This is a genomic window from Pseudomonas sp. KH_046_1 (assembly GCF_057839025.1).
Window position 1 is genome coordinate 2,842,883 of sequence record NZ_CM174481.1, and the last position, 21,674, is coordinate 2,864,556.

The 21,674-nt window shown below is 59.9% G+C and carries 17 protein-coding genes; 8 read left to right on the forward strand and 9 right to left on the reverse strand.

Annotated features, from left to right (window positions below; all coding sequences use genetic code 11):
* The first annotated feature begins 243 nt into the window (after positions 1-243).
* Entirely contained in the window at positions 244-1,635 is a 1,392-nt protein-coding gene (locus tag AC3IT9_RS13235) for a hypothetical protein (protein WP_489273334.1), read from the forward strand.
* 490 nt (positions 1,636-2,125) lie between these two features.
* On the forward strand, positions 2,126-7,021 hold the full coding sequence (locus AC3IT9_RS13240; protein WP_150756439.1) for an NAD-glutamate dehydrogenase: 4,896 nt from the start codon (positions 2,126-2,128) through the stop codon (positions 7,019-7,021).
* Positions 7,022-7,208: 187 nt separating this feature from the next.
* Here AC3IT9_RS13240 and AC3IT9_RS13245 read toward each other — a convergent pair whose 3' ends face one another.
* From AC3IT9_RS13245 to pdxR, 4 genes are all read right to left on the reverse strand, one after another.
* Positions 7,209-7,919: an ATPase gene (locus tag AC3IT9_RS13245; RefSeq protein ID WP_489273335.1), complete on the reverse strand. Its 711-nt coding sequence runs from the start codon at positions 7,917-7,919 to the stop codon at positions 7,209-7,211.
* A gap of 229 nt (positions 7,920-8,148) precedes the next feature.
* The gene (locus AC3IT9_RS13250; protein ID WP_150724046.1) at positions 8,149-8,559 is read right to left on the reverse strand and encodes a cupin domain-containing protein; all 411 of its coding nucleotides are present in this window, start codon (positions 8,557-8,559) and stop codon (positions 8,149-8,151) included.
* 161 nt (positions 8,560-8,720) lie between these two features.
* Positions 8,721-9,014: a putative quinol monooxygenase gene (locus AC3IT9_RS13255; RefSeq protein WP_108215849.1), complete on the reverse strand. Its 294-nt coding sequence runs from the start codon at positions 9,012-9,014 to the stop codon at positions 8,721-8,723.
* 123 nt (positions 9,015-9,137) lie between these two features.
* On the reverse strand, positions 9,138-10,571 hold the full coding sequence (gene pdxR, locus AC3IT9_RS13260) for a MocR-like pyridoxine biosynthesis transcription factor PdxR (protein WP_150724045.1): 1,434 nt from the start codon (positions 10,569-10,571) through the stop codon (positions 9,138-9,140).
* Between the two features lie 205 nt (positions 10,572-10,776).
* Between pdxR and AC3IT9_RS13265 the strand changes: the two genes are divergently transcribed.
* The 3 genes from AC3IT9_RS13265 to AC3IT9_RS13275 all read left to right on the forward strand — a co-directional run bounded on the left by AC3IT9_RS13265 (position 10,777) and on the right by AC3IT9_RS13275 (position 12,910).
* The gene (locus AC3IT9_RS13265) at positions 10,777-11,217 is read left to right on the forward strand and encodes a carboxymuconolactone decarboxylase family protein (protein ID WP_150724044.1); all 441 of its coding nucleotides are present in this window, start codon (positions 10,777-10,779) and stop codon (positions 11,215-11,217) included.
* A gap of 73 nt (positions 11,218-11,290) precedes the next feature.
* Positions 11,291-12,271 (forward strand): LysR substrate-binding domain-containing protein, encoded by a 981-nt coding sequence (locus tag AC3IT9_RS13270; RefSeq protein WP_489273336.1) that lies wholly within the window; start codon positions 11,291-11,293, stop codon positions 12,269-12,271.
* 117 nt (positions 12,272-12,388) lie between these two features.
* Positions 12,389-12,910, forward strand: coding sequence for a GNAT family N-acetyltransferase (locus AC3IT9_RS13275; RefSeq protein WP_489273337.1), 522 nt, complete (start codon positions 12,389-12,391; stop codon positions 12,908-12,910).
* Between the two features lies 1 nt (position 12,911).
* Here the strand turns inward: AC3IT9_RS13275 and AC3IT9_RS13280 are convergent, their stop codons facing one another.
* Positions 12,912-13,604 carry an aspartate/glutamate racemase family protein gene (locus AC3IT9_RS13280; protein ID WP_489273338.1) on the reverse strand — a complete coding sequence of 231 codons (693 nt, stop codon included), beginning with the start codon at positions 13,602-13,604 and terminating at the stop codon, positions 12,912-12,914.
* Between the two features lie 150 nt (positions 13,605-13,754).
* Between AC3IT9_RS13280 and AC3IT9_RS13285 the strand changes: the two genes are divergently transcribed.
* The gene (locus AC3IT9_RS13285; RefSeq protein WP_150724040.1) at positions 13,755-14,249 is read left to right on the forward strand and encodes a hypothetical protein; all 495 of its coding nucleotides are present in this window, start codon (positions 13,755-13,757) and stop codon (positions 14,247-14,249) included.
* A 116-nt stretch (positions 14,250-14,365) separates the two neighbouring features.
* Here AC3IT9_RS13285 and AC3IT9_RS13290 read toward each other — a convergent pair whose 3' ends face one another.
* A complete protein-coding gene (locus AC3IT9_RS13290) occupies positions 14,366-14,587 on the reverse strand; it encodes a cbb3-type cytochrome c oxidase subunit 3 (RefSeq protein WP_150756432.1) in 222 nt (73 codons plus the stop codon).
* A complete protein-coding gene (gene ccoN / locus AC3IT9_RS13295; RefSeq protein ID WP_489273339.1) occupies positions 14,587-16,014 on the reverse strand; it encodes a cytochrome-c oxidase, cbb3-type subunit I in 1,428 nt (475 codons plus the stop codon). Before ccoN ends, AC3IT9_RS13290 begins: the two co-directional genes overlap by 1 nt.
* 239 nt (positions 16,015-16,253) lie before the next feature.
* Here ccoN and AC3IT9_RS13300 point away from each other — a divergent pair, with 239 nt between their 5' ends.
* Entirely contained in the window at positions 16,254-17,927 is a 1,674-nt protein-coding gene (locus AC3IT9_RS13300; protein WP_489273340.1) for a nitrite/sulfite reductase, read from the forward strand.
* Positions 17,924-18,406 (forward strand): DUF934 domain-containing protein, encoded by a 483-nt coding sequence (locus AC3IT9_RS13305; RefSeq protein ID WP_489273341.1) that lies wholly within the window; start codon positions 17,924-17,926, stop codon positions 18,404-18,406. The genes AC3IT9_RS13300 and AC3IT9_RS13305 overlap by 4 nt, the downstream gene beginning before the upstream one ends.
* Positions 18,407-18,448: 42 nt before the next feature.
* On the opposite strand, the gene AC3IT9_RS13310 is transcribed toward AC3IT9_RS13305, so the two are convergent.
* Positions 18,449-18,949, reverse strand: a complete 501-nt coding sequence (locus AC3IT9_RS13310; protein ID WP_414928806.1) for a peptidase associated/transthyretin-like domain-containing protein — start codon at positions 18,947-18,949, stop codon at positions 18,449-18,451.
* Positions 18,950-19,277: 328 nt separating this feature from the next.
* Positions 19,278-21,638 carry a tetratricopeptide repeat protein gene (locus AC3IT9_RS13315; RefSeq protein ID WP_489273342.1) on the reverse strand — a complete coding sequence of 787 codons (2,361 nt, stop codon included), beginning with the start codon at positions 21,636-21,638 and terminating at the stop codon, positions 19,278-19,280.
* Between the last annotated feature and the right edge of the window lie 36 nt (positions 21,639-21,674).

Genomic DNA, 21,674 nt, shown 5'->3' on the forward strand with positions numbered 1-21,674 from the left:
TTATCAGTTTGATGAATGGAAAAACGTTAAAAATTCGATTTTTTGAATTGTGAGAGGTGTTTCTCTCGGACTATTCCTAACTTGCCCTAGGAAATTTCAGGTCCTGTTGCAGGAAGTTTGCGAGCGGTGAAAAAAACGCCCGTCCGCAGGTTTTTTACTTGTATTGGCGCAATTCAATCCCTTAGCGTGATCGCCCAGACGCAAAGGATTGCGCAGTCAATCATGAAAAAAGGACCTCTTTCGATGAGTCAGTATTTCGAATGGGCGGATGAGATCAAGCACCTGTCCGAGGAGCAGATCGAGCAACTGTACCAGCGCTATCTGAATGGTGAAAAAAGTGCCGATCTGAAAATCGAGTTCAACATTGCGCCTGAAGTCCGCAGTTTGTTGAAGGTTTTGCCCCCGATTATCAGCAAGGACCTGACCTGTCCCTACTGCGACCTGCCCATGTGGGTGCGTCGGCACGCCAAGTGCACGCCTGTCTCACTGCGCAACCACTTCAAGTGTGTACGTTGCGAGCACTATCACTTTGAACCCGGCCACTGGCGACGCAAACTCTGTACTTGCAACGAGTGCTACAAGCTGCGCCAGGAGGAAATTGCCGCACAAGCGCGGCGCGATCGTCTCGAGCTGGAGAAACGCTACGCCACGCCACGTCCGGCGGTGCCTTATGCCTCGCTGGGCTTCGTCCAGAAACTGGCACTGCTGGCCTTGCTGGACGACGGCCAGGTAGGCGGTGCCGAGCGCATTGCCTCGCTTATCGCCGGATCCCGCAGCGAACACCTGGCGCCTACTGACGAGGCCAGTGAAGCGCTGGTTTGGGATTTGCACGAGACCGGTGCATTGGACGTCGATCTGGATGGCGATATCAAGGCTTTCGATCGAGCGTCCGATTACCGGATCAATGACTTTTCCTCCGTGCGCTGGATACCCAATGTCGCGTTGGAACCCGATGTACGAAGCACTCGCGACGCGCTGTATCGAGCTTTGTATCAAGAGTTGTCCGAGACTGTTCAGCCCGCCTGGAAAAGCGAGCTGTCCGCCTTGATGTTTAGCCTGGCGCGGGACGAGTCGATTCAGTACATCCAGGTATTGGCCAGTGAAGTGAGCTTTGTATTCAGTGCCCAAGGGCGTGCGAAAAAAGTTGTCGACCAGCTCCTGCAGGACTTCTCGGTGAGTCATATCTACTACTTTGCGCGGTTGGCGGTGAAGAATGCCGCACACTTTTATGCCACCGGCAACTCCAGGGGCCGCCCCCATGCTTGCAACACCATCCCGGGCAGCATGTTGGGCACGGCGCAGGATGCATTGGCGCGAAACTGGCGCAAAACCGCCTATCGCGATTCGCGAGTGCCGCAGTCGGCTTTGCACCGAATCTTGTATGACGTGGTGCTCAAGGACAGCGGCGCAGGTTTTTCCAGATCGCCGGGGGGCTACTGGCGTGACGAGCTGGTGCCACGGTTTTTCTCCGGCGATACTGGCGGGGCGGACCTGGCCGGACATCTGCAGCTGTTCTGCCGCGAATGTGATTCGCGCAACGTCGACGCCAGCATGGACAAAGTCACGGTTCGAATGATGTGTTACGACTGCGCGACAGTCAGTAAATTTCAAGCAATCGAAGACTTGATCGACTGAATCGGTCGAGGTTCCTTCAATGAGCCCCAATAGCGTCCATGGTCGGTTCGGCGATCATGGATGTTGTCAATTTCTGGTTGAAGCGGGGCGGGCGCGTCCCGACCGGTCGTTCTGGCACGAATGTCCCGCAAAAACCGTCCAGTTAGCCCCCGAAATCGCCTGTGGCTGCTAGTGTTGTTCGATGCGCATGCCTTGAGCTGCGTACCGATGACCGAATATGTCGCAGCACCGCAAGCATGGGCCTTGCCGCACTGGTTAAGCTGCGCAACGGATGAGCACCCGTAAAGACATTGCGCTGCACCTGGCCCAGTCGTTTTTGCAGATGCCCATTCACGGAAGGTGAATGTGACCTGAGTGTCTCGTCCAGCTTCACCCACCTGTCACCCTGTTTCCTCTGCCCGAGAATCAGGAACAGGGTGACGGGTAGCCCCGAACAGGGGTTTTGCACGCGACGCTTCCATCAATAACAAGCCCAAGCGGAGTACCACAGATGGCGTTCTTCACCGCAGCCAGCAAAGCCGACTTCCAGCACCAACTGCAAGCGGCACTGGCGCAGCACATCAGTGAACAGGCACTGCCACAAGTGGCGCTGTTCGCTGAACAATTCTTCGGCATCATTTCTCTTGACGAGCTGACCCAGCGTCGGTTGTCCGACCTTGCTGGCTGCACCCTTTCTGCGTGGCGCATGCTTGAGCGCTTCGATCACGCGCAGCCGCAAGTGCGCGTCTACAACCCCGATTACGAACGCCACGGCTGGCAGTCGACCCACACCGCGGTCGAAGTGCTGCACCACGACCTGCCATTCCTGGTGGACTCGGTGCGTACCGAGCTGAACCGCCGCGGCTACAGCATCCATACCCTGCAAACCACCGTGCTGAGCGTGCGTCGTGGCAGCAAGGGCGAGTTGCTGGAAATCCTGCCTAAAGGCACCCAGGGCGACGACATTCAGCAAGAATCGCTGATGTACCTGGAAATCGACCGCTGCGCCAACACCGCCGAGCTCAATGTACTGAGCAAAGAGCTGGAGCAGGTGCTCGGTGAAGTCCGCGTGGCCGTCGGCGATTTCGAGCCGATGAAGGCCAAGGTCCAGGAAATCCTGACCATGCTGGACAACAGCCAGTTCGCCGTCGATGGCGACGAGAAGAACGAAATCAAGAGCTTCCTGGAATGGCTGGTGGGCAACCACTTCACCTTCCTCGGTTATGAGGAGTTCGTGGTCAGCGATGAAGCCGATGGCGGCCATATCGTCTACGACAAGGACTCCTTCCTCGGCCTGACCAAACTGCTGCGTGCCGGCCTGACCTACGATGACTTGCGCATCGAAGACTACGCCGTGAACTACCTGCGCGAACCGACCCTGCTGTCGTTCGCCAAGGCTTCGCACCCAAGCCGTGTCCACCGTCCGGCGTACCCGGATTTCGTGTCGATCCGTGAAGTTGACGCCAACGGCAAGGTCATCAAGGAATGCCGTTTCATGGGCCTGTACACCTCGTCGGTGTATGGCGAGAGCGTGCGGGTGATCCCGTACATCCGCCGCAAGGTCGAGGAAATCGAACACCGTTCCGGCTTCCAGGCCAAGGCTCACCTGGGCAAGGAACTGGCGCAGGTGCTCGAAGTGCTACCGCGCGACGATCTGTTCCAGACCCCGGTGGACGAGCTGTTCAGCACCGTGATGTCGATCGTGCAGATCCAGGAACGCAACAAGATTCGCGTGTTCCTGCGCAAAGACCCGTACGGCCGTTTCTGCTACTGCCTGGCCTACGTGCCGCGCGACATCTACTCCACCGAAGTGCGCCAGAAGATCCAGCAAGTGCTGATGGATCGCCTGAAAGCGACCGATTGCGAGTTCTGGACCTTCTTCTCCGAGTCCGTGCTAGCTCGTGTGCAGCTGATCCTGCGCGTCGATCCGAAAAACCGCCTCGATATCGACCCGCTGCTGCTGGAAAAAGAAGTGGTGCAGGCCTGCCGCAGCTGGCAGGACGACTACGCCGCCCTGACCATTGAAAGCTTCGGTGAAGCCCACGGCACCAACGTGCTGGCCGACTTCCCGAAAGGCTTCCCGGCCGGTTACCGCGAGCGCTTCGCAGCCCACTCGGCTGTGGTCGACATGCAGCACCTGCTGAGCCTCAACGAAAAAAATCCGCTGGTGATGAGCTTCTACCAGCCGTTGGGCCAGGTTTCCGGCCAGCGTATGCTGCACTGCAAGCTGTATCACGCCGATACCCCGCTGGCGCTGTCCGACGTCCTGCCGATCCTGGAAAACCTCGGCCTGCGCGTGCTGGGTGAGTTCCCGTATCGCCTGCGCCACAACAGTGGCCGCGAGTTCTGGATTCACGATTTCGCGTTCACCGCCGCCGAAGGCCTGGAACTCGACATCCAGCAGCTCAACGACACGCTGCAGGATGCATTCGTCCACATCGTGCGTGGCGATGCCGAGAACGACGCGTTCAACCGTCTGGTACTGACCGCCGGCCTGCCATGGCGCGACGTGGCGCTGCTGCGTGCCTACGCCCGCTACATGAAGCAGATTCGTCTGGGCTTCGACCTGGGTTACATCGCCAGCACCCTGAACAACCACACGGACATCGCTCGCGAGTTGACCCGGTTGTTCAAGACCCGTTTCTACCTGGCGCGCAAGCTGACCGGCGACGATCTGGACGACAAGCAGCAACGCCTGGAACACGCGATTCACAGCGCCCTGGACGACGTCCAGGTACTGAACGAAGACCGCATCCTGCGTCGCTACCTGGACCTGATCAAGGCCACCCTGCGCACCAACTTCTACCAGACCGATGCCAACGGCCATAACAAGTCGTACTTCAGCTTCAAGTTCAACCCGCACTTGATTCCCGAGCTGCCAAAGCCGGTACCGAAGTTCGAAATCTTCGTTTACTCGCCGCGCGTCGAAGGCGTGCATCTGCGCTTCGGCAACGTGGCTCGTGGTGGCCTGCGCTGGTCCGACCGTGAAGAAGACTTCCGTACCGAAGTCCTGGGCCTGGTAAAAGCCCAGCAAGTGAAGAACTCGGTGATCGTGCCGGTGGGTGCGAAGGGCGGCTTCCTGCCGCGTCGCCTGCCACTGGGCGGCAGCCGTGACGAGATCGCGGCCGAGGGCATCGCCTGCTACCGCATCTTCATTTCGGGCCTGCTGGACATCACCGACAACCTGAAAGACGGCGCCCTGGTGCCACCGGCCAACGTCGTGCGTCATGACCACGATGACCCGTACCTGGTAGTGGCGGCGGACAAGGGCACTGCGACCTTCTCCGACATCGCCAACGGCATCGCCATCGACTACGGCTTCTGGCTGGGTGACGCGTTTGCGTCCGGTGGTTCGGCCGGTTACGACCACAAGAAGATGGGCATCACCGCCAAGGGCGCGTGGGTCGGCGTACAACGCCACTTCCGCGAGCGCGGCATCAATGTCCAGGAAGACAACATCACTGTGGTGGGCGTCGGCGACATGGCCGGTGACGTGTTCGGTAACGGCTTGCTGATGTCCGACAAGCTGCAACTGGTCGCAGCGTTCAACCACCTGCACATCTTCATCGACCCGAACCCTGAACCAGCCAGCAGCTTCGCCGAGCGTCAGCGCCTGTTCGACCTGCCACGTTCGGCCTGGTCGGACTACGACACCAGCCTGATGTCCGAAGGTGGCGGCATCTTCTCCCGTAGCGCGAAGAGCATTGCGATTTCCCCGCAAATGCAGGAACGCTTCGACATCTCGGCCGACAAGCTGACCCCGACCGAACTGCTCAATGCCTTGCTCAAGGCACCGGTGGATCTGCTGTGGAACGGCGGTATCGGTACTTACGTCAAGGCAAGCAGCGAAACCCACGCCGATGTCGGCGACAAGGCCAACGATGCACTGCGCGTGAACGGCAACGAACTGCGCTGCAAAGTCGTGGGCGAGGGCGGTAACCTGGGCATGACCCAACTGGGTCGCGTCGAGTTCGGCCTCAATGGTGGCGGTTCCAACACCGACTTCATCGACAACGCCGGTGGTGTGGACTGCTCCGACCACGAAGTGAACATCAAGATCCTGCTGAACGAAGTGGTTCAGGCCGGCGACATGACCGACAAGCAACGTAACCAGTTGCTGGCGAGCATGACCGACGAAGTCGGTGGTCTGGTGCTGGGCAACAACTACAAGCAGACTCAGGCCCTGTCGCTGGCAGCCCGTCGCGCCTTGCCGCGGATTGCCGAATACAAGCGCCTGATGAACGACCTGGAAGGCCGTGGCAAGCTGGATCGCGCCATCGAGTTCCTGCCGGCCGAAGATGCAATCAACGAGCGCATTGCGGCAGGCCATGGCCTGACCCGTGCCGAGCTGTCGGTGCTGATCTCGTACAGCAAGATCGACCTCAAGGAGCAGCTGCTGGGTTCCCTGGTGCCGGACGACGACTACCTGACCCGTGACATGGAAACCGCTTTCCCGCCAACCCTGGTGAGCAAGTTCTCCGCGGCCATGCGTCGTCACCGTCTGAAGCGCGAAATCGTCAGCACCCAGATCGCCAACGATCTGGTCAACCACATGGGCATCACCTTCGTTCAACGACTCAAAGAGTCGACCGGCATGAGCCCGGCGAACGTGGCCGGCGCCTACGTGATCGTGCGCGACATTTTCCATCTCCCGCACTGGTTCCGTCAGATCGAAGCCCTGGACTACCAGGTCTCCGCCGACGTGCAACTGGAGCTGATGGACGAGCTGATGCGTCTGGGCCGTCGCGCTACGCGCTGGTTCCTGCGTGCCCGTCGCAACGAGCAGAACGCTGCCCGTGACGTCGCTCACTTCGGTCCGCACCTGAAAGAGTTGGGTCTCAAACTCGACGAGCTGCTCAGTGGCGAGATCCGCGAAACCTGGCAGACCCGTTATCAGGCGTACGTCGAAGCCGGTGTGCCGGAGTTGCTGGCGCGCATGGTGGCTGGTACTTCGCACCTGTACACCCTGCTGCCGATCATCGAGGCTTCCGACGTGACTGGCCAGGATCCGGCCGAAGTGGCCAAGGCCTACTTCGCCGTAGGCAGTGCGCTGGACATCACCTGGTACATACAACAGATCAGCGCTCTGCCGGTTGAAAACAACTGGCAGGCCCTGGCCCGTGAAGCGTTCCGGGATGATGTGGACTGGCAGCAACGTGCGATCACCATCTCGGTCCTGCAACAGGGCGACGGCACCCAGGACGTGGAAACACGGCTTTCCCTGTGGATGGCGCAGCACGAGAGCATGATCGAGCGCTGGCGCGTCATGCTGGTGGAAATCCGTGCCGCCAGCGGCACCGACTACGCCATGTACGCAGTGGCCAACCGCGAACTGCTGGACCTGGCGTTGAGCGGTCAAGCGGTAGTGCCTGCCGCTGTCGCCGCCGAGCTGGAACCGGCTGCCTGATCAGGCGCTGAATGAAAAAGCCCCGCATCGAAAGATGCGGGGTTTTTTTTCGCCTGGGAATCTTGTGGTGTTTGTACCGGCGCCATCGCGAGCAAGCTCGCTCCCACAGTAATCGGGGTGTACATGAGTGGTGTGTAAGGCACCAATTACTGTGGGAGCAGGCTTGCTCGCGAAGAGGGCTGTGAAATCAATACAACTTCTGGCCTGGTTCATTACCAAGCATCGACACATTACTTGTCGGGCTGGTTAGTAAATTATTGAGCGACTGGTCAAACTTTTGCAGCGCCCTGACTTGTACATTCTGTTGTTCATTAATGTCCGCAACTATCTCTTCACTGCGTTTGTAGTCGGCCCAAACCGGACTGAGTGCTTTGGCGTCATGCCCTTTTGCAGTGCCAATGTAATTGAAGTTTTTATCATAAAAGTCTGCACTGACATGAGACTCGATGTCTGAACTGCGCGACGTCATGAGTTGACTGCGGGTGTCGACGATCGCCACGACATCCGGTCTCGCGGCCCTGAGGCTTTGCATGTCCGGGTACACCGTGACCGAGCCAAACCGACGCTGCAAGGAGGTCTTGATGCCTTCTATGGCGAAGTCAGGATTGGATGTGGCTACATAGGCGTCATGGATCGGCTGCACCAGCAAGCTCTGCCCGAAGCCGGTGCCGGCGTTGGCCTGATAGTCCCGAAGGTATGCACGATTGGTCTGGGTATTGCGGCTGTAGACAACGCCCAGCGAGACATCGCTGCCATTGGGGATATGCGCGGCACCGCTGCGGCCAACCGGTTCAGTGAAGATGCCGTCCAGGGCAGAGACAGCTGTCGGTGCGGTGGGAACGGAGCAACCGGCTAATAGGGCAGTTATCGTTAATGTACTGGCGAGCGCAAGTTTCATGGTGTTTCTCCAGTGAAACAACTTCAGTCGAAAGTTAAAGTTGCCGGTGTTGTACCGGCGGTAACTCAAGACTAAACCCAGGTTGATTTATTTAAATAGCCAATATCCACACTTGTCAGGCGACCAATAGTTTTGTTTGGTTTAAACGTCATCGGTTAATTGCGTGAGGAAATAAAAAGGCCCGAATCCGCGATTCGAGCCTTTTTATTTATAGCTGTACGTTCAGCCATCAGTGTTCCAGTGGGATCAACACTTTCTCGTCCGTGGCCAAAACCATGAATGCCAGCAACCTGGCCGGCTGGGTTGCGCTGGCGTTTTTCGACACCATGTGTTCCGAACCCGCCGGCTCATACCAGAACTCACCAGCCTTGTAGGTTTTCGCTGGCTGGCCCTTCACCTGGGAGGTGATTTCTCCGGAAATGACATAGGCCATGGTGGTGCCATCGTGTTTGTGAGCGATGGACGACTGGCCGGGTTGATAATCGACTTCGATCATCAGCGCTTTTTTACCAGGCACGTTTTTCAGCATTTCGTCCTGCAAAACGGTGACCTTTTCCGAAGGGTCATGGGCAAAGGCCGATGCGCAAAATATCAGGGCCAGGGCGGCAAGGGGGGCAGCACAGAAGCGCGACATGTTCATGGTTCTTTACCTGCGGTGGGTTAGTTGTCGAAAACAACAGTAGTCCGCAAGCAGTAGAGGTTAAACAGCCAATATTCTGGAAGGCGAGGGGACCAATTGCAGAAGGGCCAACGGAGAAAAAATGATGGTGAGGGAGCAAGCTCCCTCACCACAGGAAATGGTTAAACGATCGGAAAACTGTTGAAGTCCACGGCATTGGCCAGCTGGCTATCGATCAGGCTGATAAAACCCTGGACCTGCGGACAGTTGAAATGCGATCGCATGGCCGCTTCCGATTGCCAGTGGGCGCTGACGGTCCAGCGATTGGTGTCCTCGGGGCAGCGGTCGACCATATAGGATTCGCAACCGGGAAGTTCACGCAGGGTTTCGACAATCTTCTGCAGTTGCTTGCCCAGTTCATCCGAGCGGCCGGCGGCGGCCTGCACCTGTACGGTATTGATCACTTCATGGGACATTGCTCACACTCCTGAATCAGGCCGGACGAATCCTGCTCACTGAGGGATAACGCCTATGCAGGATAGGCCCGGCCCCCGGGACCGCCAATAGCCAATCACCGGATAAAGTCGCAGGCCAATCCGTCAGGCCACCTGCTGCAGGATGTCGCGCAAACGGTCCAAGGCGATGTCGATGTCGAGGGTTTCAATGGCGCCAAAACCGAAGAAAAGCCCGGCCCTGGGCGTTTCCTGATAAAAAAAGCTGTCTATGGCATAGAGCCCGACTTCGACTTTTTTCGCCAGTTCGATCACCAATGCAATATCCATCGGCGCTTTGCACATCACCACCATGTGGAAACCGGCGGTGGACGGCACCGCCTCCAGCCAGGGCGAAAGATCGCCGGCCATGCGCGTCAGGATCCGCTCGCGGCGCCCGGCATAGATCGTATGGCAGCGCCGGATGTGCTTGAGCAGGCAGCCTTCGGCGATGAATTTGGCCAGTGCCCATTGCGGCAGGGTCGAGGTGTGCAGGTCGGTGAGCTGTTTGGCGCGCACCACGGCCTCGAGGATCGCCGGCGGCAGGATCGCATAGCCGAGCCGCAGTTCCGGCAACAGGGTTTTGGAGAACGTCCCGACGTACGCGACGATCCCCCGTTCATCCATGCTCTGCAGGGAATCGGTGGGGCGGCCTTCATAGCGGAATTCGCTGTCGTAGTCGTCCTCGATGATGATCGCGCCCAACTCATAGGCCTTGGCCAGCAGTGCTTCCCGGCGCGCCTGGCTCATCGGCATGCCCAGCGGGAACTGGTGCGACGGGGTGACGTAGATCAGGCGCGTGCCGCGAGGAATCCGGTCCACCACAATGCCTTCGGCGTCCACCGGCACACCTATCACCGTGGCGCCATGGGTGCCGAACAGCAGACGCGCTGGCGGGTAGCCGGGGTCCTCCATGGCGACCAGGCTGCCCGGACTGATCAGCACCCGGGCGATCAGGTCCAGCGCCTGTTGCGCGCCGTTGCACACCACCACATCCTCATCCTGACAATTGACCCCGCGGGAGAACGCGATGTGCTGCGCAATGGCGTTGCGCAAGGCGGGCAAGCCCTCGGGCAGGCTGTAGAGACCCTTGGAACCGGCCATCTGGCGCAGCGCATGAGAGGTGCAGCGCCGCCAGTCATCCTGGGGGAACTGGCCCTTGCTGGTGGCGCCACCAATGAAGTCGTAGCGCAGCGAGCCTTCCAGGGTCGGATGACGCAGAAACACCGGCAGGTTGCGCCAGGACTCGATCACCTCGAAGCCGCCAAGCTCGGTGTGGCTCTGTTTGCGCTGCACCTTCGACGCGCGCGCGTTGACGTAAGTGCCTTTGCCGACCACCCCGGTGAGGAAGTTTTCGTAGGTCAGCTGGGCGTAGGTATCGGAAATGGTCTTGCGCGAAATACCCAATTGTTCGGCCAGCAAACGGCTGGGCGGCAGTTGCGTCCCGGCGGTCAGGCGTCCGGACTCGATGGCGCTGCGCAGTTGGTTGTACAGCTGGCCGGCCAGGTCCTTGCGGCCGTTGATGACAACATGTAGTTCCATACCGGCGAGGCTCCGGGGCTGTTGAGGCGCGTGTGCGTCGCGCAAGATTACCCTTATCCGCTTGTGGTACAGAAGTTGTGCAGTGGAAAAACCGTCCATTGGTCTGGTGGCGGTGGTCCCCGGGGAATTCGCCTGATTGGATCTGTCATGCCCCCGCGCCAGCGACTACCGTGAAGATCACCTCACGCCTGCACGAGATCGCTCCATGAACCCCCGTCTGGATTACTACAGCGCGTCCCCCAAGGCGATGAAAGCCATGATCGCCATGGAGGCCCTGACCAGCAGCCTGAGCATCGAGCAGGGCCTGCTGCACCTGATCAAGATTCGCGCATCGCAGCTCAATGGCTGTGCCTTTTGCACCGACATGCACTCGGTGGATGCACGGCGCCTGGGCGAAAGCGACCGGCGTCTGTATTCCATTGTGGTCTGGCGCGACAGCAACTTTTTCAATCCGCGGGAAAGAGCCGCGCTGGCTTGGACCGAGGCGGTCACCTTGATCTCCGAAAGCCACGTGCCGGACGATGTCTACGCGCAAACCCGGGAGCAGTTCAGTGAAAGCGAAATGGTCGACCTGACCATCGCCGTCACCACCATCAACAGCTGGAATCGCCTGGCGGTGAGCTTTCGGCAGACACCCAGCGCCTGAGTCATTGTCACAGCAGGTTCATGAACGTTCTGCAGGATGCAACTGTCAGTGTCAGGTCGACAGGGAGTCTTCGATGTCAGTCATGGAAATCTGCGCCCAACAGGGTGCTGCCGAGTATCGTGTAGCCATCGATAAAAACGCGTCCTGGCGCCAGTTGGCGGCGGCAATCGACCCCGAACTGGCGCTGTGTTTCACCGTCAGCGCCCGTTGCGGTTGTTTCATGCAGGCCGCCCGCAGTCTCAACATCAAGGCCACCCGCCTGCGCAGGCAACTGGTGCTGCTGGAAACGCAGCTCCAGTGTTCACTGTTCAACCCTTCCGACAATGGCTTCAGCCTCAGCCGCGATGGCTTGCGCTTGCATGCACAATTGATCGCCCTGGCCCATGAGCGCAATTTGCCAGTGATCGAGCAGCCGTTGATTCGCCTGGCCGTGGCGGATTCGATCCTGCATGACATTCTCGGACGTGACCTGGTTGCACTGCTGCGGCGCAACGCCAGCGTGCGCCTGGACATCATCACGCTCGACAGCGAATTGGCCTTGCAGTCGGTCAGCGCCGACGTGGTGGTGTGGCTGGGTGAAACCGAGTCGCCGTTACCGGGGCCAAGCTTTGCCACCACCGAAGCCCGGCGTCTGGTGCAACTGGAATACCTGCCGCACATTGCCAAGCGCTATTCGCGGGTCGCTTCCAGGCCGGAAAGCCTGGATGAGTTGGCCGATTTTCTCTTGGTGCAATGGCGACAGGACTGTCAGGTTGAATGCTTCCGGCCTTGGAGTGCACTGGTGGATCAACGCCTGGCGGGGGCGGTGCAACTGCAATCCTACGGGCTGATGCTGGAGATGATCCGATGCAGCGCCTGCATCGGCCTGTTGCCGCATTACATGAGCCACTTCGACCGCGGGCTGATTGCCTTGCCGGGCTTGTTTGACCAGCCGATGCGGCGTCAGGTGTGGATGGCGGTCAACGCCCATTCCGGGGACGACGCGCAGGTGCGGATGATCGTCGAGTTGATTGAAAACACCTTCACAGAGCGTCGCGAATGGTTCGAAAACTGAATGCGATCAAAATGTGGGAGCGGGCTTGGTCCGGGCGGCTCCCACATTGGTTCTCGCCACACCCGCAGGTAGCGTTATAGAGTGAACGGCCATGTCTGCTTCAAGGATGATTCACCCATGCCAACCACCGAACCCGTTATCACCCTCGAACGCTTCAACGAATCCCATATCGAAGGCATTGCGGCGCTGTACAACGATCCGGCAATCGCCCGTCAAACCCTGCAAATGCCGTTTCAGTCCACCGAACTCTGGCGCAGTCGCCTGGCGCTGGATAACGAACGCTTGGTGAAAGTGGTGGCCCTGCATCAAGGTACGGTCGTCGGCAACATTGGCCTGGAGCAGTTCTCACGCATTCGTCGCAGCCATGCCGGCAGTTTCGGCATGGGCGTTGCGGTGGCGTGGCAGGGCAAGGGCGTAGGGTCGAAGTTGCTCGCAACGGCATTGGATATTGCCGATAACTGGATGAATCTGCAGCGCATCGAGCTTTCGGTATATGCCGACAACGAAGCGGCCATTGCCCTGTACCGCAAGTACGGCTTCGAAACCGAGGGTCTGTTCCGTGATTACGCCGTGCGCGACGGCGTACTGGTGGACACCTTGAGCATGGCGCGCCTGCGCCGCACGCCCAAGGCCGGTTGAGTCAGTCGCCCAGGGCGAACGCCACCGCAGCCTGCGCATGCAGCTCGGTGGTGTCAAGCAAGGGCAGGGCGCTGTGTTCGGGCTTGATCAGCAAGCCAATTTCCGTGCAACCAAGGATGATCGCCTGGGCGCCGCGCTGTGCCAGTGATGCAATGACCTGCTGATACACCCGGCGCGAGGTTTCGCTGATGACGCCGACGCACAACTCGTCGTAGATGATTTGGTGCACGGCCTGGCGCTCCCCGGCCTCCGGCACCAGCACGGTCAAGCCCCGGGCGGCGAGGCGTTCCTTGAGGAAGTCCTGTTCCATGGTGAACGCGGTACCCAGCAGTCCCACCTTCAATGCACCGGCCTCGACCGCAGCCTGAGCGGCCGGATCGGCGATGTGCAGGAAGGGAATGTCGATGGCCGCCTGAATCTGCCCGGCGACCTTGTGCATGGTGTTGGTGCATAACACCACGCAATCGGCGCCGCCCGCCTGCAAGCGCTGCGCGGCATCCACCAGGATCAGCGCCGCATCGTCCCAGCGACCGGCGTGCTGGGCCTGTTCGACTGGACCGAAGTCGACGCTGTACATGAGCAATTTCGCCGAACGCAACGGTCCGAGGCGCTCGCGTACCTGCTGGTTGATCAGGCGGTAATACTCGGCGCTGGACTCCCAGCTCATGCCGCCGATCAGGCCGATGGTGCGCATATCGTGCTCCGTTTGTCAGGTGAAGTGCGCACCTACAGTGCCCGCGATTACGCGACGGTGCAAACTGTCGTCAGGTTTTAGTCGTACGCAGCGTTCGGGCATCTGCCATGCTCCAGGTCCGCAACACCGGTCTATTCAGGGAACACCGCTATGGACGATGTACAGCAACTGGGCGAAATGCTTCGCCACTATGCCGAAAGCGAAGCGCACAAAAAGCAAGTGTTCGAGTCGCAATCGGCCGAGTGGGCGAAGCGCATTGGTGCGCTGTTCGATCAGATCCAGCAGTGGCTGGAACCGGTCAAGGCACCTGACCTGCTCGAAGTGAACCGCGAAGTGTATGTCGCGTCGGGGCCGAGTGTTCCGGTGGAGACCTCTCCATTCAAGACCGAAAAGCTGAGCATCCTGATCGCTGGCAAACCGGTGGAATTCGTGCCGGAGGTGATGGGTGTCGGCGGGCAGATTTCCGTGGCGGTGATGGGCTTTACAGCAGCACGTTATGGCAGCGTGTCACTGGTGTGCCTGCCGCCATCCACTAGCTGGCAGTGGCGCAAGACCAATGGCTTGAAAGACCCGGACACTTTTGAGTTCGATGCAAACTTCCTGGCGCAACAACTGCAAAGCCTGATTCCCCGGGAGCGTACCTGAGACAAATAACCCTGTAGGAGTGAGCCTGCTCGCGATGGCGTTTCAGCATTCAACATGTATGTTGCTGACAGTCTGCCATCGCGAGCAGGCTCACTCCTACTGTGGTCGGCGGTGCCTCAGATTTCGAGGTTGCCCCACCCCGGTTTCGGCACTTCAGGCACCACTGCATTCACTGTCTTGCCCGTCGCCAATTCCACCCGCCGCGCCACTTCCGGGTCATCCGCAAACGGGATCAGGCTCGCATCGTCCAGGCTCTCAGCGGTCTGGTGGTGCAGACAATACTCGATGGCGAACCACAAAAATGCCACACCCAGAATGTTCAATATGACTTCAATCATCAGGCTAACCGCGCCTCGCGTTCGGCCATCGCCACGTCCGTTACCCGCACCGTGCGCCACACGTTGTAGGCCATCAGCAGCATTCCGCTGAGGAAGAACACCCCGCCGGCAAAGCGCACGACGAATCCCGGATGGCTGGCCTGCAAGGCTTCGACGAAGGAGTAGGTCAGCGTGCCGTCATCGTTGATCGCGCGCCACATCAGGCCCTGGGTGATGCCGTTGACCCACATCGAGGCGATGTACAGCACGGTGCCGATGGTCGCCAGCCAAAAGTGCAGGTTGATCAGCGGCGTGCTGTGCATCTGATCGCGTCCGAATACCTTTGGCACCATGTGATAGGTCGCACCGAAGGTAATCATCGCCACCCAGCCCAGCGCCCCGGCGTGCACGTGGCCGATGGTCCAGTCGGTATAGTGGGAGAGGGCGTTGACGGTCTTGATCGCCATCATCGGCCCTTCGAAGGTCGACATGCCGTAGAAGGCCAGGGACAGCACCAGGAAACGCAGGATCGGGTCGGTGCGCAACTTATGCCAGGCACCGGACAGGGTCATCATACCGTTGATCATCCCGCCCCAACTCGGCGCCAGCAGGATCAGCGACATGGCCATGCCCAGCGACTGCGCCCAGTCCGGCAGCGCGGTGTAGTGCAAGTGGTGCGGGCCGGCCCAGATGTACAGGGTGATCAGCGCCCAGAAGTGCACAATCGACAGGCGATAGGAATACACCGGCCGGCCCACCTGTTTCGGCACGAAGTAATACATCATTCCCAGGAAACCGGTGGTCAGGAAAAAACCCACGGCGTTGTGCCCGTACCACCATTGCACCATGGCGTCGGTGGCCCCGGAATACACCGGATAGGACTTGAACCAGTCGACTGGAATCGACAGGTGATTGACCACGTGGAGCATGGCGATGACCACGATGAATGCACCGAAGAACCAGTTGCCGACGTAGATGTGTCTGGTCTTGCGTTGCACTACGGTAGTGAAGAACACCACGGCGTATGCAATCCAGACCACGGTCATCCACACCGCGCCGGAGAATTCGATTTCGGCGTATTCCTTGGTGGTGGTGTAGCCCAGCGGCAGGGTGATCAGCATCACCACAATCACCGACTGCCAGCCCCAGAACGTGAAGGCGGCGAGTATGTCCGAGAACAGCCGCACCTGGCAGGTACGCTGCACCGCGTAATAGCTGGCGGCGAATTGCGCGCTGCCGGCGAAACCGAAAATCACCAGGCTGGTGTGCAGCGGGCGCAAGCGGCCGAAGGTGGTCCACGGCAGGTCCAGGTTCATCTGCGGCCACACCAGTTGCGAGGCGATCCACACGCCCATCGCCATCCCCACGACGCCCCAGATCACGGTCGCCACGATGAATTGGCGGACGACCTTGTAGTTATAGGCCTGTCCGATAGTTGTTGTGCTCATGATCGATGCTTCCACGGTTGCAATGACGTGCACTGTAAAAACCGTGACGAAAACAAAACAGGCTCAGGAATATTTCATTTGTGCGGATCAGATAAGTTGCGCTGCTGCGGCGATCTTGCGCGCTCTGATACGGTTTTTAACGATTCAGGTGAATCTGTAACGTGCTGCACCGCTGGCGCATAGTCGCTCTTATGAACGAGCCACAGAGCCCGATGCCCCGCAATCCTGATGAGGTAGCTATGTATCAATACGATGATTACGATCGGGCACTGGTGTTCGAACGGGTTGCGCAGTTTCGCGATCAGGTCGAGCGCTTCATGGCCGGTGAGCTGAACGAAGAAGAGTTCCTGCCGTTGCGCCTGCAGAACGGCCTGTACATGCAAAAGCACGCCTACATGCTGCGGGTGGCGATTCCCTACGGCACGCTGAGTGCCCGGCAGATGCGTACGTTGGCGAGCATCGCCCGGGATTACGATCGCGGCTACGGCCATTTCACCACCCGGCAGAACATGCAGTTCAACTGGATCGAACTGGCTCAGGCGCCGGACATCCTCGAACGCCTGGCCGAGGTGGAGATGCATGCGATCCAGACCTCCGGCAACTGCGTGCGCAACATCACCACCGAAGCCTTTGCCGGGGTTGCGGCCGACGAAATGATTGACCCGCGACCGCTGGCGGAAATTCTGCGGCAGTGGTCGACCATCAACCCGGAATTCCTGTTCCTGCCGCGCAAGTTCAAGATCGCCATCTGCTCGGCCGAGCAAGACCGCGCGGCGATCATGATGCATGACATCGGCCTTTATCTTTACCCAGGTTGCGAAGGACACATGCTCCTGCGCGTCATGGTGGGCGGCGGCCTGGGGCGCACGCCGATCCTCGGCTTGCAGATCCGCGAAGGCTTGCCGTGGCAGCACCTGCTGTCTTACGTAGAGGCGGTGCTGCGGGTGTATAACCGCCATGGCCGGCGGGACAACAAGTACAAGGCGCGAATCAAGATACTGGTCAAAGCCTTGGGCATCGAGGCCTTCGCCCGGGAAGTGGAGGAAGAGTGGCAGTACCTCAAGGACGGCCCGGCGCAACTGACCCTTGACGAGTTCGAGCGTGTGGCCAGTGCGTTCGTCGCACCGCCATATCGTGATCTGGCCGACACCCATCTCGATTTCGGCACGCACCTGGCCGAAAACCCGGTGTTCGCTCGTTGGGTGCAGCGTAACGTGCAGCCGCACAAAATATCGGGCTATGCCAGCGTGGTGTTGTCGACCAAGCCCGGCGGCGCTGCGCCACCGGGCGATGTCACTACCGGACAGATGGAGGCGGTGGCCGAGTGGTCCGAACGCTTCGGCTTCGGTGAAATCCGCATTGCCCATGAGCAGAATATCGTCCTTCCTGACGTGTCCAAGGCCGATCTGTTCACCCTGTGGCGCCTGGCCTGCGGACACAATCTGGGCAGTGCCAACGCCGGATTGCTCACCGACATCATCGCCTGCCCCGGTGGCGACTTCTGCGCGCTGGCCAACGCCAAGTCGATCCCCATCGCCAAGGCTATTGCCGCACGCTTCGAAGATCTCGACTACCTGCACGACCTGGGCGACATCAGCCTCAATATCTCCGGCTGCATGAATGCCTGCGGTCACCATCACATCGGCAACATCGGCATTCTGGGAGTCGATAAGAACGGCACCGAGTGGTACCAGATCACCCTCGGCGGTGCCCAGGGCAAGCACAGCGCGTTGGGCAAGGTCATTGGCCCGTCCTTCAGCGCCGCCGAAGTGCCCGAGGTGATCGAGCGCATCATCGACACCTTCGTGCGCTATCGCGAGAGCGAAGAACTGTTCGTCGACGCCTTCCAGCGGATCGGGCTAGAGCCGTTCAAGGAGGCGGTATATGCGAAAGTGCTGGAGGTGTCGGCATGAACAATCTGTTGCGGCTGGAAGAGGGCATGGCGCGGATTGTCGCGGATGATCCGTGGAAGCTCGTGCGCGACCCGCAAGCACCGCTGCCCGTGGGTGCCGCGATTCTGCCGCTGCGCCGTTGGCTGGAAAACCCGTCGCAAAGCGGCGTGTGGCTGGGGCCGGACGATGAAGTGGAAAGCCTTCAGCCATGGTTTGCCCAACTGCCCTTGATCGCCCTGGATTTCCCGAGCTTTCGCGATGGCCGCGGGTACAGCCAGGCGTATCTGCTGCGCACGCGATTAGGCTGGGCCGGCGAGTTGCGCGCCATCGGCGATGTCTTGCGCGATCAACTCAGCCACATGCGCCAATGCGGTTTCGACAGCTTTGCCGTGCGTGAAGACAAATCCGCAGAAGATGCATTGAAGGGATTGGCGGGGATGAGCGTGTTGTACGGGCGTTCGGTGATTGAGCCGCGGCCGTTGTTTCGTCGCAGGGGCTAGACAAAAGGGCGCATCCCGAACGGCGGAATGCGCCGGGTGCTGTCAGTTGATGCGAACCAGTGTCGCGCGCTCGATTGGCGACAGCTGATCGATTTCCAGCAGTGTCAGGTTTTTTGGTGTTTCGCCGGCCACCGGACTGCCGAGGTTACCTGCGGCGTCTTCGGGAAGTTTGTACATGGCGCCAGTCAGTGGATCGACTACCAGCATGCCGATCAACCCGCCAATCAGGATGTTGCCCCAGTACCAGCCGCTCATGCTGGTATCCAGAGTGGTACTGGCATCGGCATAACCCTCTTTCTTGAAGGTGATGGTGTAGGCCTCACCCTTGAAGTAGCCACGACCGGAAGGAAGCGTCACGGTGTTGGGCGTGGAGCCGTTATGTACGACGACACCGGCTTTGTTGGTAATGGTGAAGTTGGCGCCGCTAGGCGTGCTCGATACGTTCACCGGGTATTTGCTGTCACCGACGATGCTTGCACAGCCCGAAGTCAGGAGTGCTGTGGTCAGGGCTGTAACGGTGAACAGCTTGCGGAGAGCTTCCATGGTTGATCCTTGCGAACGGTCATTGCCGTCATTGGCCGAGGCGTGCTTCATGTCGCCTCGAAATGTAATGGGGGGAGGTTTTTCAAGCGCCGCGAACCTTATCACTAGTGGCGTAGTGATATCACTAAGAATCTAAGGGGGGCGCGTTGTTTGCTGACCGATTCAGGGCAAACGGGGAGGGGACATGCCTGGGATGGGCGTTGCTCGCACGGCCGTCTTCGCGGGCACGCCTGCACCCACAGGGTTATCGTCGTATGCAGATTCTGTCGACGACGCTAACCCTGTGGGCGCAGGATTGCCCGTGAAGGGGCGTCCGGTTCAGCCCCGATCATTTCAACGCCGGATCCCCCATGTTCATTTTCTTCCAGCCCTGCAACAGCACCTGCGCCTTGGGCTCTTGGCCGTTGTCCAGGTAGTACTGGATCAACGACAAGCGGGCATTGCGGTTGGACGGTTGTTCTTTCAACAGCCGTTCCAGCTCTGCGCACGCCTGGTCAATCTTGCCGCTGTCATGCAGGGCCACCGCCAGCACATAGCCGAACTGTCCGCTCTGTGGCTCCAGTTGCGCGGCCTTGCGCAGGTACGGCATGGCTTGGGCGGCCTGGCCCGCACGAATCAGCGCCAGGCCCTGGGTGTGTTGCAGCAGACCTGAGTCGGGGTGGTCCTTGAGGCTTTGCGCCAGCAGGGCATGGGCTTCCTGACGGCGACCGTTGGCCTCCAGCCATTGCACCAGGGTGACCAGTGCCGGGTAGAAGTCCGGATCGCGCTGCAGGGCGGTACGCAGCAAAGCTTCGACTTCTGCGCTGCGGCCATCGGCCTGATAGAGCATGGCCAGGTTCAGGTTGGCCTCGGCACGCTCGGCCAGGCTCTTTTGCACCGCCTCGTATTCGGCGATGGCGGCATTCCAGCTGTCCTGAGCGTTGCCCAAGCCACTGCGTGCCACGCTGAGCAGGTCCCGGGCGACGGCAATGCGCACGGCCCGCACCGGGTCGCTCAGCAACGGCGTCAGTAATGGCGCACGCTCCGCTGGCGGCAGGAAGGCGCTGACCGCTCGCACCGCGCTCTCGCGGACTTGCGGCGCCGGGTTGCCCAGGTCCTTGGTGGCCAGTTTTAACGCCTGTTCGCTCGGGTACGCCGGCAGTTCCGCCAGCAGCGTCGCCCGCTGAATCGCCGGCAGGTTGCTGCGTTGCAATTGCTCGAACAATGCCTGCGCGGCGCCGGTCTGACCGTTGCGAATCAGCCACAGGCTTTCGTCGTAGCGCGGGGCTTGTACCGCGCTGGCGTTGGCGGTGTTCCACAGCTTGAACTGCTCGGTGACCTTGTCGCCGGCCTTGCCTTGGTGGCAGGTCAGGCAGGCGTCAGGCGTCCCCAGTTTTTTCGCCCGCTCGGGGTTGGGGATGCTGAAGCTGTGGTCATGCCGAAAGTCGTTGCCCATGTAGAACTTGCCGGGCATGTGGCAATCCACGCACTGCGAACCCGGCTGGCCCATGGTGTGGCGAGTGTGTTCGACGGAATCGTAGTTTTTCGCTTGCAGGCCCTTGCCGTCGACGCCTTCCACAGTGGTTTTGCCGGCGATGTTGTGACATTGCAGGCACACGCCATTGCCTTGCGCTTTCAACTGCGTGCTGTGGGGGTTGTGGCAGTTGCTGCAACGCACGCCCTTGTCGAACATTTTGCTCTGGGCAAAGGAGCCGTGTTCGAACACTTCGTCCTTGATCTTGCCGTCCAGCGCGTACAGCTCGCGGGTCAGGACGCTCGGCAGGTAGTCATCCATCAGCCGCTTGCCGACGGTGTAGCCATCGTCCAGGGGCGCGCGGCGCGAGTGGCAGCGGGCGCAGGTTTCGATTTCGACAGTGGCGTTCTTGTCCTTGAGATCGACGGCAAACCCGGCATGGGTCAGGTCGGTTTTCTTCGAGGTCCATTCCAGGTGATTGGACGCCGGGCCATGGCAGGCCTGACAGCCGACGCCGAGGCTGTTCCAGTGACTGTCGAAGGTGTTTTTCACCGCATCGAAATTGCGCTTGTAGCCGGTGGTGTGGCACTCGACGCACATGAAATTGGCGTTCTGGCTCGGCTTGCTCCAGTGCAGCGGGTTCTTGAAGGTCACGCCCTGACCCGGATAGAGGTGAAACCAGCGGTGCTTCTCGGTATCCCAGGCCACGGCGAGGGCCTGGAGCCGGCCTTCGCCGACTTCGATCAGGTATTGCTGCAAAGGGGCGATGCCAAAGGTGTAGGCCACCTTGAAATCGGCATTCTTGCCATCGATACCCGGCGTGTTGACCCAGAGTTCGTCGCCTTTGCGCGAGAACACCGTGGTCTCCTTTTCGGCCTTGAAGGTGACGTTGTTGAAGTCGCCGAGCATGGCATCAGCGTTGGCTTGCTGCATCGCCAGTTGGTGATGGGAGCCTTGCCAGTCCTTGACCTGTTCGCCGTGGCAGCCCTGGCATTGTTGCTCATCGACCATTTTCGCCGGCGCGACAGCGACCGGTTGCGGTTTGGCCGGTTCGACTACGGGGGCGCTGACAGGGACTGGCTTGGGCGGCGTCGGTGTACTGCTCAGCAAAAACCAGCCGATGCCTGCCACGGCCAAGAGCAGGATGCCGATGGTGACGGGGAACAGATAACGGTTGATCAGGGTCGGTTGCGAATCAGGGTTTGGGGTTGCGGCTTTATTTTTATGGTTCGGCATTGCGACTTCCATGGTCCAGGTGCGTTTGCCTTGCGG

What these genes read in the sequence shown, in the direction of transcription:
- AC3IT9_RS13280 (WP_489273338.1), bottom strand. Translation starts at nt 13,604, where the DNA reads ATGCGCACCATCGGCCTGATCGGCGGCATGAGCTGGGAGTCCAGCGCC.
- AC3IT9_RS13265 (WP_150724044.1), top strand. Translation starts at nt 10,777, where the DNA reads ATGAACCCCCGTCTGGATTACTACAGCGCGTCCCCCAAGGCGATGAAA.
- AC3IT9_RS13305 (WP_489273341.1), top strand. Translation starts at nt 17,924, where the DNA reads ATGAACAATCTGTTGCGGCTGGAAGAGGGCATGGCGCGGATTGTCGCG.
- AC3IT9_RS13300 (WP_489273340.1), top strand. Translation starts at nt 16,254, where the DNA reads ATGTATCAATACGATGATTACGATCGGGCACTGGTGTTCGAACGGGTT.
- AC3IT9_RS13270 (WP_489273336.1), top strand. Translation starts at nt 11,291, where the DNA reads ATGTCAGTCATGGAAATCTGCGCCCAACAGGGTGCTGCCGAGTATCGT.
- AC3IT9_RS13310 (WP_414928806.1), bottom strand. Translation starts at nt 18,949, where the DNA reads ATGGAAGCTCTCCGCAAGCTGTTCACCGTTACAGCCCTGACCACAGCA.
- AC3IT9_RS13250 (WP_150724046.1), bottom strand. Translation starts at nt 8,559, where the DNA reads ATGAACATGTCGCGCTTCTGTGCTGCCCCCCTTGCCGCCCTGGCCCTG.
- ccoN (WP_489273339.1), bottom strand. Translation starts at nt 16,014, where the DNA reads ATGAGCACAACAACTATCGGACAGGCCTATAACTACAAGGTCGTCCGC.
- AC3IT9_RS13235 (WP_489273334.1), top strand. Translation starts at nt 244, where the DNA reads ATGAGTCAGTATTTCGAATGGGCGGATGAGATCAAGCACCTGTCCGAG.
- AC3IT9_RS13240 (WP_150756439.1), top strand. Translation starts at nt 2,126, where the DNA reads ATGGCGTTCTTCACCGCAGCCAGCAAAGCCGACTTCCAGCACCAACTG.
- AC3IT9_RS13275 (WP_489273337.1), top strand. Translation starts at nt 12,389, where the DNA reads ATGCCAACCACCGAACCCGTTATCACCCTCGAACGCTTCAACGAATCC.
- AC3IT9_RS13315 (WP_489273342.1), bottom strand. Translation starts at nt 21,638, where the DNA reads ATGCCGAACCATAAAAATAAAGCCGCAACCCCAAACCCTGATTCGCAA.
- AC3IT9_RS13285 (WP_150724040.1), top strand. Translation starts at nt 13,755, where the DNA reads ATGGACGATGTACAGCAACTGGGCGAAATGCTTCGCCACTATGCCGAA.
- pdxR (WP_150724045.1), bottom strand. Translation starts at nt 10,571, where the DNA reads ATGGAACTACATGTTGTCATCAACGGCCGCAAGGACCTGGCCGGCCAG.
- AC3IT9_RS13290 (WP_150756432.1), bottom strand. Translation starts at nt 14,587, where the DNA reads ATGATTGAAGTCATATTGAACATTCTGGGTGTGGCATTTTTGTGGTTC.
- AC3IT9_RS13245 (WP_489273335.1), bottom strand. Translation starts at nt 7,919, where the DNA reads ATGAAACTTGCGCTCGCCAGTACATTAACGATAACTGCCCTATTAGCC.
- AC3IT9_RS13255 (WP_108215849.1), bottom strand. Translation starts at nt 9,014, where the DNA reads ATGTCCCATGAAGTGATCAATACCGTACAGGTGCAGGCCGCCGCCGGC.